We start from the raw sequence: 12,223 nt of genomic DNA, 5'->3' as shown, positions 1-12,223 counted from the left end.
CCCCACACACGACCGTGGTTGCCGTACACCGCTGCCATCACCATCGGGATGCTGGTCATCGTCGGGGCGTTCGTGCTGGTCCGGCAGCGGGACGCAGGCACCGACCGGCCCCGCGCCGACTGCACCACCAAGCTCGAGGTCAACTCCTCGACGGAGAAGGCGGCGCTGCTGGTCGAGTTGGCCGAGCGGTACAACGGCAGTGACCGGTCGCTCGACGGCGGCGGCTGCGCCCAGGTGCACGTGAGTGCCCTGAACTCGGGCAAGGCCGCCGAGGCGCTGGGCGCCGGCTGGAGCGGCGTCCACCTGCCCGAGCCGCAGGTCTGGTTGCCGACGTCGAGCCTGTGGACCGGTCAGCTCCGGTTGTTCGACCAGGCCGCCGGGCGAGCGCCGCAGACCCCGGACCGATACCCGTCGATCGCCAACAGTCCCCTCGTGATCGCGATGCGACAGCCGAAGGGCGAACTGGTACGCCAGCGCGGGGCGCTGGGCTGGGGGGACATCCTCGGCCTCTCCGGGCGGGAGGGGTGGGCCAGCTTCGGTAAGCCGGAGTGGGGCCGCTTCACCTTCGGCAAGGACAACCCGAACCTCTCCACGTCGGGGCTGGCGGCGACCATCGCCACCTACTACGCCGCCGCACAGCGGTCCAGCGACCTGACCCGGTCGGACCTGGTGGACCCGAAGGTGACCCAGTTCGTCCGGCGGATCGAGGCCAACGTGTCGCACTACAGCGACGACGTGGTGGACCTGCTGCGGGACCTCGCCGAGGCCGACCTGGCCGGCGGGGGCGGGAGCACGGACGACATGAGCGCGATCGTCATGCAGGAGGAACTGGTCCACCTCTACAACGAGGGGAAACTGAGCCCGACGCACGACGGCCAGGAGCGGGGCCAGCGGCCGAACGTCCCGCTGGTCGCCGTCCACCCGAAGGAGGGCACCTTCAACCTGGACCACCCGTTCGTGGTGCTCCCCTCCGCCGACGAACGGCAACGCGTGGCGGCAGCCGACTTCCTGGCCTTCCTGACCGAGGACGCCCAGCAGAGGAGCTTCGCCCGGCTCGGCTTCCGGGACCACGAACGCCGGGCCCCGGCGGAACTGCTCGCCAGCGTCGGCGCCGAGCCCACCGGCGGGCTGACCTACTTCGAGCCGCCGGATCCGGCCGTGGTCAACGCGATGTTGGACGGCTGGAGCACGCTGCGCAAGAAGGCCAACATCCTGATCGCGCTGGACACCTCCGGGTCGATGCAGGCGGCAGTCGGCGACCGTACCCGTTTCCAGGTCGCCTCGGCGGCGGCGGCCAAGGGACTCGCGCTGCTCAACGCGGAGGACCGGGTCGGGCTCTGGTCGTTCTCCTCGGAGACGTCGAAGCGGCCCGACGGCCCGTACCGGGAGGAGGTCCGGCTCGGTGACTTCGACCAGCAGCGGATCACTCGCCGAATCGCTGGCCTGCACGTCGAGGGGGGCACCGCGCTGTACGCGACGGTCCGGGCCGCCCACGGGCACCTGCTCGACCGGTACGACCCGGAACGGATCAACGCGGTCGTGGTGCTGACCGACGGCAAGAACGAGTACGGTCGGGACAACGACCTGGCCCGGTTGCTCGCCGATGTCGCCCTGGATCCGCGGCGCCCGGTCAAGGTCTTCTGCATCGCCTTCGACCGGGAATCGGACTTCGGCACGCTGGACCGGATCGCCAAGGCGTCGTCGGGCAAGGCGTTCGACGCCACCGACCCTGCCAAGATCGACGAGGCATTCGTGAAGCTGGTCAGCAGCTTCTGACCGCCGGTACGACGCTGGAGCGTCTCAACCCCGACGCGCCGCCCGACCTGAGGTCGGGCGGCGCGTCGGCTGTTCGTCGATCAGCGTCAGCGGGCACAGCCGGGCACCTGCGCACCTACGACAAGTACGTCACCGAGCTGCTCGACGCCCACCCGGACGTCGTCATCGGTCAGGAGACCGGCCTGATGCGTCCCCAGTGCCACCAGGGTACGGAGAACCCGATCTGGTCGGCCCAGCCGAAGAACTTCTCGCTACGCGGGTAGTAGGTGCCGTACCAGAACAGCGGCACCCACTCGGTGTCCCTGGCCCACACCGCCTGCAGGTGCCGGTAGTGCTCGCGGCGCTCGTTCCTCGTCGCGGCGGTCCGCGCGGCGACGTAGGCGTCGTCCACGTCGGCATTCCGGTGCAGGCCCATGTTGTTCCGCCCGCCGGAGGAGTACTTGGTCGCCGTGATCTCCGGATCCGGCGCCATCGACCCGCCGACGATGATCAAGTCGAAGTCGTGTTGCTTGCGTACCTGGCGGGACCAGTCCACCGACGACAGGCCGGCGAAGGTCACCTCGAACCCGACCTCGCCCAGTTGGCGCGCAACCAGCTCGGCCAGTGGCCTGTGGCCGTGGAACATGTCCATGTAGAACATCGACAGCCTGGCCCGCACTCCCGACCGGTCCGCGGTGACACCGGCATCGTCGAGCAGGGCGCGTGCCCGTTGCGGGTCATGACCGGGCGCCTTGGCGTCCGGGTTGAAGGCCCACGAGGATCCAAGCAGGTAGTGGTCCCATGCCTGGGAGACCCCCGGATCGCCCAGGTCGGCGATCTCCTCCCGGTTCACCGCGTACGCGATCGCCTCGCGCACCCGCCGGTCCTGCCACAACTCGCGGCCGTGGTTGAAGTCCAGCAGCGCCATGCCCGGACCCTCGCGCTTGAGGATCTCGACCCCCGGCACCCCTTCCACCAGGCCCAACCGGTCGCGGGTGAGGGTGTCCTGGGGAACGATGTGGGCCTCACCGCGGGCGACCATCCGGACGCACTCGTCCCGGTCCGGCACGATCTTCAGGATCAGCCGGTCGATCTGCGGTCGCGGGCCCCAGTGGTTCTTCACCGCCTCCATGATGATGTGCTCGCCGGGGACCCATTCCGCGAGGCGGAACGGGCCGGAGCCGACCGGCTTCAGGTTGTGCAGGTTCGTCGCCCAGTCCGTTCCCTCGTACAGGTGCCGGGGCAGGATGTGCGCGAAGATGAAATTGCCGAGCAGGACGAGGAACCCGGCGTTCGGGGTGTGCAAATGGTAGTCGACGGTGTGGTCGTTGACCGCGACGATGGTCTCCACATCCGTCAGGAACATCGCGCCCTGATAGCCCATCTCCTTGGCGTGCAGATGGGTGTAGACGACATCGTGCGCGGTCAGCGGCGTGCCGTCCTGCCAACGGGCCGCCTGGTTGAGGTGGAAGCGCCACCGGCGCGACCCGTCCAACTGTTCCCAGTGCGTGGCCAGGTCGGGAAACGGGTTGGTCTCGTACCATTCGTTCAGCACGACCCGGTTGTAGATGTTGTTGCAGGCCAGATAGCCGGCGCTACCCGTCACGTTCCGGTACACATCGTTGAACTCCACCGCGTCATGCGGCGTCGCCACGACGAAATCGACAGACATAGGCGCGTCTCTCCGTTTCTGTGCAGTTCGACAAGTAGCTGGCCATTCGGCGGTCGCTAATGAAGGTCGCCGTGCGGGCAGGGCGGCAGCCCGTCGGATTCCGTCGGCCACCGGCGCTGCAGCATTCGGGGCTTGGCTCGTTCGATCCGCGGGTCGGGCACCGGCACGGCCGCGAGGAGTTCCCGGGTGTACGGGTGCCTCGGCTCGCCGATCACCTGCTCGGTCGCGCCCAACTCGACCATCTGCCCGCCATACATCACGCCGACCCGCTGGGCGATCTCCGCGACGACGGCAAGGTCGTGCGCCACGAAGAGGTAGGAGACCTGCCGCTCCCGCTGCAACTCCTTCAGCAGGCCCAGGATCGCCGCCTGGACCGAAACGTCGAGTGCGGACACCGGCTCGTCCAGCACGATCAGCTTCGGGTTCAGGGCCAACGCGCGGGCGATCGCGATGCGTTGGCGCTGACCACCGGAGAACTCGTGCGGAAACTTCCGCAGGCTGGCCGCCGGCAGCCGCACCTGGTCAAGGAGGGCCAGCGCCTGCCGGCTGGTCGCCGGCAGGCCATGGATCTGCGCCGGCTCGGCGAGGATGTCCGCCACCGTCATCCGCGGATCCAACGACGTGTACGGGTCCTGGAACACGACCGACAGCTCACGCTGCGACGCGCGGGCGCTCGCGCCCTTGAGCTGGGAGACATCCTCGCCGAGGAACAGCACCCGACCCGCGGTCGGCCGCTGTAGTCCGAGGATGGTTCGTAGCAGTGTGGTCTTACCCGAACCTGACTCGCCGACGATGCCGAGGGTCTCCGCCGGGCCGACCGAGAATGACACCGAGCAGAGGGCGTGCACGGTGGACTGTCCACTGCGACGGGCGGCGCGCGGCGCTCGGAAGTGCTTCACCAGCTCCATGACCCGCAACAGCTCGGCGGCCTCGCCGGGGCGTGTCTCCGCACTCATTTCCCCTCCACCGCCTTGCCTGTGAGCCGTGGGGCCAACGACAGCAACTTCCGCGTGTAGTCCGATCGAGGGTCGTCGAATATGTCGAAGACGTCCCGTTCTTCGACGATCTCGCCCTGGTACATGACGGCGACGCGATCGGCGATACCGGCGACGAGGGCCAGATCGTGGGTGATGAAGAGCATGGCCGCACCGGTACGCTCCCGAGCCACCGCGAGGGTGGCCATCACCTGGGCCTGCACCGTGACGTCCAGGGCGGTGGTTGGTTCGTCGGCGATGATGAGATCCGGGTCGTGGACCATCGCCAGGGCGATGGCGATCCGCTGGCGCATGCCGCCGGAGAGCTGATGGGGATGCTGGTCGAGGCGGGCCTCCGCATCCTTGATGGCCACGCTCTCCATGAGTTCGACCGCCCGCCGCCGGGCTTCGTCGCGGCTGACGGCGCCGGCCAGCTTCATCGAGTCCTCGAACTGGGCGCCGATGGTGAGCACCGGGTTGAGGGTGGTGGACGGATCTTGCAGGATCATCGCTATCCTCCGCCCCCGGTACGTCCGCCACTGCTCGAAGCTCAGGCCGGTGAGTTCGTCGCCGTCGAAGACGACCGACCCGGTGCCCGTCGCGTTGCTGGGCAGCAGCCCCACCAGCGACAGTCCGGTCAAGGACTTTCCTGACCCCGACTCGCCGACGAGGGCGACCACCTCGCCCGGCTGGATCTCCAGGCTGATCGAGTCCACCGCCACCTGCGCACCGAACCGCACGGACAGGTCGGACACCTTCAGCAGTGCCTCCCCCGCCACCTCCCGCACGGGCAACTCCCGGCGGCGGCGACGGCTGACGGTTGAGCGAGGTGTCGCCAGTGGGTTGGTGGGCGAGGACTTCGGGTTGAAGGCGTCCCGAAGCCCCTCCCCGACGTAGTTGACCGCCAGCACGATGGTGATGATCAGGAAACCCGGGAAGTAGAACAGCCACGGCCGGGTCAGCACCGCCGATTGCGCGTTTGCCACCAGCAGGCCCAGCGAGGTGTCCGGTGGCTGCACCCCGAACCCGAGGAAGGACAGGCTGCTCTCGGCGAGAATCGCCACGCCGAACATCAGCGTGCCGGCTACCACGATGTGGTCCGAAACGTTAGGCACGAGGTGCCGGAACATGATCCGGGCCGGGCTCGCCCCCATCACCCACGCCGCGTCCACGAATGCCTGCTCGCGCAGACTCAGCACCACGCCGCGGACCAGGCGGGCGACCGAGGTCCACATGAGCGCCCCGAGGACCAGCGCGAGGCCGAGCCAGGAGACTCCCCGGCCGGCGACCAGCGATCCCAGGAACGCGGCCAGGGCGAGGGTGGGCAGCGTGAGCACGAGATCGACGGCGCGCATCACGGTGGCGTCGACGAGGCTGCCGAAGTACCCGGCCGTCACGCCCAGGACCACGCCGATGATGCAGGCGACGATGGTGACCGAGAAGGCGATCAGGAGCGACTGCTGCATGCCGCGGAGCACCAGCGCGAACAGGTCACGGCCCAGGGTGTCCGTACCCATCGGGTGTTGTGGTGACGGTGCCTGCGACAGCTCGGACGTGATGTCGGTGTAGTTGTACGGCCAGAGCGGCGGGACGACGACGGCCGCGAGGATGACGACGACGAGTACGCCCAGGGCGACCATGCCCACCCGGTGCCGGAGAAACCGGCGGGCGGTGACGGCCAGCCTCGACGTCCCGGGTTCACGCTCCGGCGTGCCGGGTTCGATCGCCAGATCTTTTGTCAGCTCAGGATTTGGCATAACGCACCCGCGGATCCACGAGGCCGTACAGGATGTCGGCGAAAAGGTTGAAGACGACCACGGCGGTCGCGGCGATGAGCAACCACGCGAGTACGGCGTTCGTGTCGCGCAGCGCGATCGACTCGAGCAGGAACCCGCCCATGCCGCGCCACTGGAAGACCGTCTCGGTGATCACCGCGCCGGAGAAGACGACCGGAAGGTCCAGCGCGACGATGGTCACGATCGGGATGAGCGCGGGGCGGACCACGTACGACCTGACGATGCGCCGGCGGGACAGCCCCTTGAGCACGGCGAACCGGACGTGGTCCCCGGCCAGTCCCTCGGCCACCGCCGCGCGTTGGTAGCGGCTCCAGGTCGCGAAGTGCACCAGGGCCAGCACGATCGTCGGCAGGACCAGGTGCCCGGCGATATCCCCGGCCAGGGGCAGTATGCCCTCTGGTCGGGGCACCGACGCCTCCCCCACCGTGTAGAAGATCTGGTAGCCGGTCAGGTCGTTCAGCCCGATCCCCCACTGCTTCAACAGCACTGCCAGCCAGAACGACGGCAGCGCGAGGAGCACGAACGCGGCCGGGGTCATCAACAGGTCCGGCCAGCGACGCTGGTGAAGCGCGGACACCGTGCCGGCGATCAGGGAAAGCACGAGCGCCAGCACGATGGCCAACACGACCAGGCGCAGGGTGACCCCGACCCGGGTGCCCAGCTCGGCCCCGATGTCGCGGGTGGCGATCGTCGACGGACCGAAGTCGCCGGTGAGCACCCCGCCGAGCCAGGTCAGATAGCGCAGCGGTAGCGGCCGGTTCAGTCCCAACCGCGCTTCCTCGGCGGCGATCACCGACGCCGGGACCGGCGGTTGCCGGTCCCGGAGCTCGGCCAGCGGATCTCCCGAGACCGAGATCACTGTGAAGATCACGATGGAAGCGAGCAGCAAGACCAGGACGGCGCTTGCCAGCCGTCGAAGGATCAACCGAATCATGTCTCCGCGCCTCCTTTCCTCGGGGAGATCTGCCTGTGGTTACCGCGGGTTCAGACCGCGCGGATGCGGCCCCAGTGCCACCAGGGCACGGAGTAGCCGAGTTGGTCGGACCAGCCGTAGAACTTGCTGCTGCGGGCGAAGTACGTGCCGTACCAGAACAGCGGCACCCACTCGGTGTCCCTGGCCCAGATCTCCTGCAGGCGCCGGTAGTGCGCGCCGCGTTCGGCCAGGCTGCCCGCCGTGCGTGCGGCGAGGTAGGCGGCATCGACGTCAGGGTTGTGGTGCTGGGCCATGTTGCCCTGGCCGCCGCTGGTGTACTTCGGTGCGGTGATCTCCGGGTCGGGCGCCATCGATCCGCCGACGATGATCAGGTCGAAGTCGTGGGCGCCGGTGACCCGGCGCGCCCAGTCCACGGACGAGAGTCCCTCGAAGGTGACGTCGAGGCCGATCGCGCCCAGCTGACGCGTGATCATCTCCGCCAGTGGTTTGTGCCCGTGGAAGCTGTCCATGTAGAACATGGAGAGCCGGGCCCGTACGCCCGAGGCGTCGGCCGTCACGCCGGCCTCGTCGAGCAACGCGCGCGCCCGTTCCACGTCATGGCCCGGCGCCTTGGCATCCGGGTTGAACGCCCACTCCACCGAACCCAGCAGGTAGTGGTCCCACGCCTGCGAAACTCCCGGGTCGCCGAGTTCGGCGATCTCCTTCCGGTCCACGGCGAGGGCGACCGCCTCCCGCACCCGCTGGTCCCGCCAGAACTCCCGGCCGTGGTTGAAGTCCAGCAGCGCCATTCCCGGCCCCGGGTCACGCAGCAGCTCGATGTCCGCCGTGGCGCCGTCGAGCAGGTGCAGCCGGTCCTTGGTCAGGGTGTCCTGGGGGAAGAAGTGAGCCTCACCGCGGGCCACCATCCGGACACACTCGTCCCGGTCCGGGACGATCTTCAGGATCAGTCGGTCGATCTCCGGCTGCGGCCCCCAGTGGTTCTTCACCGCCTCCATGACGACGTGCTCGCCCGGTATCCATTCCGCCAGCCGGAACGGGCCGGAGCCGACCGGCTTCAGGTTGTGCGGGTTCGTCGCCCAGTCCGTTCCCTCGTACAGGTGCCGGGGCAGGATGTGGGTGAAGATGAAGTTCCCCAGCAGGACGAGGAATCCGGCGTTGGGCGTGTGCAGGTGGTAGTCGACGGTGTGGTCGTCAACCGCGACGATCGTCTCCACGTCCTTCAGGAACCGACCGCCGGTGTATCCCATCTTCATCGCGTGCAGGTGGGTGTAGACGACGTCGTGCGCGGTCAGCGGGGTGCCGTCCTGCCAGCGTGCCGCCTGGTTGAGGTGGAAGCGCCACCGGCGCGACCCGTCCAACTGCTCCCAGTGCGTGGCCAGGTCCGGGAACGGGTTGATCTCGAACCACTCGTTGAGAACCACCCGGTTGTAGATGTTGTTGCAGGCGATGTATCCGGCACTCGCGGTGGTGTTGCGGTAGACGTCGTTGAATTCCACCGCGTCATGCGGGGTGGCCACCACAAAGTCGATGGTCATCTGAATCCTTTCTCGAATGTCTGCGCGACTACTTGCGCAGACCCCACTGCTCGACATTCATGGTGGTTCCGTACTTGCTGGGGTTGATGAAGATGTTGGCGAACTTGTTCGGGTGGACGGCCATCTGCGGGCTGGCGAACAGCGGCAGCACCACACCGTCGGACATCAGGGTCCGGTCGAGTTCGTTCATCAGCTCGACCTGCTTGCGCGGATCGAGTTCGGTGGCGGCCGCCGCCAGGATCCGGTCCGCCTCGGCGGACGAGTAGCCGAACGAGCGGGCCGCGCCGGTGCCGTACCACTGCTGCAGGGACAGCGCACCCAGGTCGAGCGCCGTTCCGGTGGCCATGAGGTCGAAGCTGCCCGTACGCAGCGCCGGCGAGTAGCGCGAGCCGTCGGCCGCGTCGATGGCCACGGTGATGCCCAGTTGCTTGAGTTGGGACTGGGTGATCTGCGCGAGTTCCATGCGGAGCACGTCGGTGGACAGGGTCAACATCTTCAGATCGCGCAGGGGCTTCCCGTCGGGGAGGATCAGCCTGCCGTCGGTCACGCGATATCCCGCCTTCTCCAGGATGTCGAGCGCGGCCTTGCTGTCGCCCTTGCCGATGTTGAGTTCGTCGATGTTCTCGCGGTAGGCGTCGATGCCACCCACCTTCTGCCCGGGGACGTACGTGCTGCTCTTCATCGTCACCAGGTCCGGCGCGTACTGGCCGACCGTGCGCTTACGCATGTCGTCGAGGTCGAGCGCGGTGGCGATCGCCTTGCGCAGGGCCGCGTCGCTCATCACGTCGCCGGTGGTCTTCATGCCGAGATGGAAGTAGGTGAGCGTCGAACCGACCTGAACGGTCATGCCGTTCATGGCCTTCACCTGGTTGACGGTGTCGAGAGTCGGGTTCTGGTAGACCAGATCGATCTCACCGTTCTGCAGCGCCGTGATCTGCGCGCCCTGGCCCGAGATGTAGCGCGTCGTGATGGTGTCCAGGTTCGCCGGATCCCCGTACCACTTGGGGTTCTTGACCATGGTCATCGAGACGCCGTCCTGGTAGTCCTTGATCAGGTACGGCCCGCCCGAGAACTTCGGCACGTTCTTGCCGAAGCCTTCGTTGAAGGAGGTCGCCAGGTCCCCGTAGGTCTCGGCCACGTGCGCCGGCAGGATGTAGTTGAACAGGGCCTGCCACATCGCGAACGGTTTCGCGTACGCCATCGTCACCGTCTTGCCGTCGCTGCTGGTCTCGACAGAGGTGATGAGCGAGTAGCCTTCGGTGAACGCGGCCTTGCACCCGGCGCACTTCTTCGGGTCCTGCACCGCCTGGGTGTACTCGAAGTCCTTGCCGGTGATCGGGGTCCCGTCCGACCAGACGGCCTTCTGCTGGATCTTGTATTCGACCTTCATCGGGCTGGCGCCAACCACCTCGGCGGACTCCAGGAGCGCCTTGTTGAGCACCACGCTGGTGTCGGGGTTGGTCAGGAACGGATGTGGATAGAAGGGCCACTGCTGCTGGCGCTGGCCGGTGGTGTCGCCCGCGGCGGACAGGGGGTTCCAGTCCACCGGAGCGCTGGTAGCGGCCAAGGTCAACGTCCCGCCGGCCGCAACCTCGCTCGCGGCGGTCGGCGTCTGGGACTTGTCATCGTCGATCTTCGTGCAACCTGCGGGCCCGACCAGCGCGGCGAGCGCGACAGCGACCACGAGGCGTCGAGAGGCTTTCACGGGCACACGTCCTCTGGTTCAAGTGATGGGGGTACGCGACGTCGTGTGGCTGGTGTTCGACTCCGGGGGGCGGTTGCCAGGGTGGCTGGACTCCGCGGCCAGGACCCTCAAAGTTCGAGGTCAACGCCGTTGAAGCTAAGTTCGGCTTATGTTCTGGTCAACATCCCAATGTCCATGGACATATCCTGGCCGCCTCCTCGAGGGTCGGCCCCGCACCCACGGGCCGGCGCCCCCCGCGGCCCACGCCCGACGGCTACAGTCACCACCCGGCACGCCTACCCCGCCGACCGCGGCGCTTGATGGTCGACGGCGTCGACCCTCGGGCGCGTATCGCTATTCGGAGGACACCAACCGTGACACCACCAGCGCCGCTGGATGGCCAGGAATGCATGCGACTCATCCAGTCGCGGCTCACGTTGCGCACGACCAACGCGCTGGCCCGGGCGATCCTCGACCTGATCGCGTCCGGCGACCTGCCGGCCCAGTCGCAGCTGCCCACCGTGCGGGATCTGGCGGCCAAACTGGGAATGAGCCGGTCGTCGGTGGCGCAGGCCTGGAAGATGCTCAGCTCCCGGTACGTCATCGAGACCCGGCGCCGCGGCGGCACCTTCGTCCTCGGGCCGCCGCAGCCGCCACGGGCCAGGCGATTCGACAGCATGGTGCGCACCTCGTCGACGATGCCCATCGATCTGGGAAATCTACGAAGGGATGACCTGCCCCCTCCGGACCTGGCGCCCGCTCTCGCCTACGCGCTGAGCAACCGGGCATTGCACAACACCTTCGCCGACCCGGTCGCCCCCGAGTTGGCGGAGGCGGTCCAGCCATTCTGGCCGTTCGAGACCAACCATTTTCTCGCCACCCACGGGATCATCGACGCCATCGAACTGGCGCTTGCCGCCGTGGTCCGCCCGGGCGATCGGGTCATCATCGAGTCACCCACCCAAGCACGAGTGCTCGACATCCTGGATTCCATCGGTGCCACCACGATCCCCATCGACTACCGACCAGGCGGCCCAGATCTTGATCAACTACGGGTTGCGCTGATCAGCAAACCAACCGCGATGATCTACCAGCCCAGCGGAAACGCGCCGTCCGGACTGACAGTCAGCGAAGCGTGGATCGACGGGGCGGCATCCCTGCTCCAGAATGAAGCATTTCCCATCTTCGAACTTTCGCAGACCGCCCTCATGCGGTCAGCACAGCGTTCTCTGGCGACCCACCTTCCGAGCCGTGTCGTGCACATGCAGGCCTACAACTTCTTCTTCGGCGCCGACCTGCGCGTCGCCGTGGTAGGCGGCTCGCCGGAGTACATCGACATGATGTGGCTGCGACTCACCTACTCATCACGCTGGGTCAGCCGCGTCCTGCAACTCGCGCTGGCGTTCCAGTTGACGGACGCGAATGCGATACGCCACACGAACGACTTCATCGCGGAGTGCAAGCGAAGGCATTCCGAATTCAGCCATGCCCTCACCAGACGCGGATTCAACCTCGAACCGACCGAAGGACCCCACATCTGGCTGCCGGTTCCCGACGAGCATTCGGTCTGCACCCGACTCAGTCGGCACGGCATCGTCGTTCATCCCGGCAGTTTCTTCCATGCCCACCCAGCCACACAACATGTGCACATCAACGGAACCGCACTGGTCCACGGCATCGACGAAATGGCCCAGACGATAGCCCAAGCCTGCCGGATGCCCACCAAGGCAAACGAAGACTCCCCCCTTCCTGCCAGATTCGATCCGAGTCGAGACCAGACCTCAACTCCCTGGGTGGCCGCCCGAACGCCGCGATGAGACACCCGCTGCTCCGCGCGAACGCCGGCAGCGCCAGGGTGGCCGCCGCAGTCCGG

At 67.5% G+C, this 12,223-nt stretch carries 8 protein-coding genes; 2 read left to right on the top strand and 6 right to left on the bottom strand.

The window, feature by feature from the left end; all coding sequences use genetic code 11:
* Positions 1-18: 18 nt before the first annotated feature.
* The gene (locus ACGFZ2_RS15840) at positions 19-1,776 is read left to right on the top strand and encodes an extracellular solute-binding protein (protein ID WP_393454041.1); all 1,758 of its coding nucleotides are present in this window, start codon (positions 19-21) and stop codon (positions 1,774-1,776) included.
* Positions 1,777-1,945: 169 nt separating this feature from the next.
* Here the strand turns inward: ACGFZ2_RS15840 and ACGFZ2_RS15835 are convergent, their stop codons facing one another.
* From ACGFZ2_RS15835 to ACGFZ2_RS15810, 6 genes are read right to left on the bottom strand one after another with little or no spacing between them, the layout of a single operon-like run.
* Positions 1,946-3,427 (bottom strand): ABC transporter substrate-binding protein, encoded by a 1,482-nt coding sequence (locus tag ACGFZ2_RS15835; RefSeq protein ID WP_393454038.1) that lies wholly within the window; start codon positions 3,425-3,427, stop codon positions 1,946-1,948.
* A 56-nt stretch (positions 3,428-3,483) separates the two neighbouring features.
* On the bottom strand, positions 3,484-4,383 hold the full coding sequence (locus ACGFZ2_RS15830; protein ID WP_393454035.1) for an ATP-binding cassette domain-containing protein: 900 nt from the start codon (positions 4,381-4,383) through the stop codon (positions 3,484-3,486).
* On the bottom strand, positions 4,380-6,158 hold the full coding sequence (locus tag ACGFZ2_RS15825; protein WP_393454032.1) for a dipeptide/oligopeptide/nickel ABC transporter permease/ATP-binding protein: 1,779 nt from the start codon (positions 6,156-6,158) through the stop codon (positions 4,380-4,382). Before ACGFZ2_RS15825 ends, ACGFZ2_RS15830 begins: the two co-directional genes overlap by 4 nt.
* Entirely contained in the window at positions 6,145-7,131 is a 987-nt protein-coding gene (locus ACGFZ2_RS15820; protein ID WP_393454029.1) for an ABC transporter permease, read from the bottom strand. Before ACGFZ2_RS15820 ends, ACGFZ2_RS15825 begins: the two co-directional genes overlap by 14 nt.
* Positions 7,132-7,181: 50 nt before the next feature.
* Positions 7,182-8,666 (bottom strand): ABC transporter substrate-binding protein, encoded by a 1,485-nt coding sequence (locus ACGFZ2_RS15815; RefSeq protein ID WP_363706738.1) that lies wholly within the window; start codon positions 8,664-8,666, stop codon positions 7,182-7,184.
* Between the two features lie 28 nt (positions 8,667-8,694).
* The gene (locus tag ACGFZ2_RS15810; RefSeq protein WP_393454026.1) at positions 8,695-10,371 is read right to left on the bottom strand and encodes an ABC transporter family substrate-binding protein; all 1,677 of its coding nucleotides are present in this window, start codon (positions 10,369-10,371) and stop codon (positions 8,695-8,697) included.
* A gap of 353 nt (positions 10,372-10,724) precedes the next feature.
* On the opposite strand from ACGFZ2_RS15810, the gene ACGFZ2_RS15805 reads away from it, so the two are divergent.
* Positions 10,725-12,167, top strand: coding sequence for an aminotransferase class I/II-fold pyridoxal phosphate-dependent enzyme (locus tag ACGFZ2_RS15805; RefSeq protein ID WP_393454023.1), 1,443 nt, complete (start codon positions 10,725-10,727; stop codon positions 12,165-12,167).
* Positions 12,168-12,223 lie beyond the last annotated feature (56 nt).

Origin of the sequence: Micromonospora sp. NPDC048063 (genome assembly GCF_043202855.1) — a bacterium.
Classification (GTDB): Bacteria; Actinomycetota; Actinomycetes; order Mycobacteriales; family Micromonosporaceae; genus Micromonospora.
This window is presented reverse-complemented; position numbering and strand designations above follow the sequence as displayed.

Bases quoted from the DNA above. Each gene is read 5' to 3' on its own strand.
- ACGFZ2_RS15830 (WP_393454035.1), bottom strand. From the start codon at position 4,383: ATGAGTGCGGAGACACGCCCCGGCGAGGCCGCCGAGCTGTTGCGGGTC.
- ACGFZ2_RS15835 (WP_393454038.1), bottom strand. From the start codon at position 3,427: ATGTCTGTCGATTTCGTCGTGGCGACGCCGCATGACGCGGTGGAGTTC.
- ACGFZ2_RS15825 (WP_393454032.1), bottom strand. From the start codon at position 6,158: ATGCCAAATCCTGAGCTGACAAAAGATCTGGCGATCGAACCCGGCACG.
- ACGFZ2_RS15820 (WP_393454029.1), bottom strand. From the start codon at position 7,131: ATGATTCGGTTGATCCTTCGACGGCTGGCAAGCGCCGTCCTGGTCTTG.
- ACGFZ2_RS15815 (WP_363706738.1), bottom strand. From the start codon at position 8,666: ATGACCATCGACTTTGTGGTGGCCACCCCGCATGACGCGGTGGAATTC.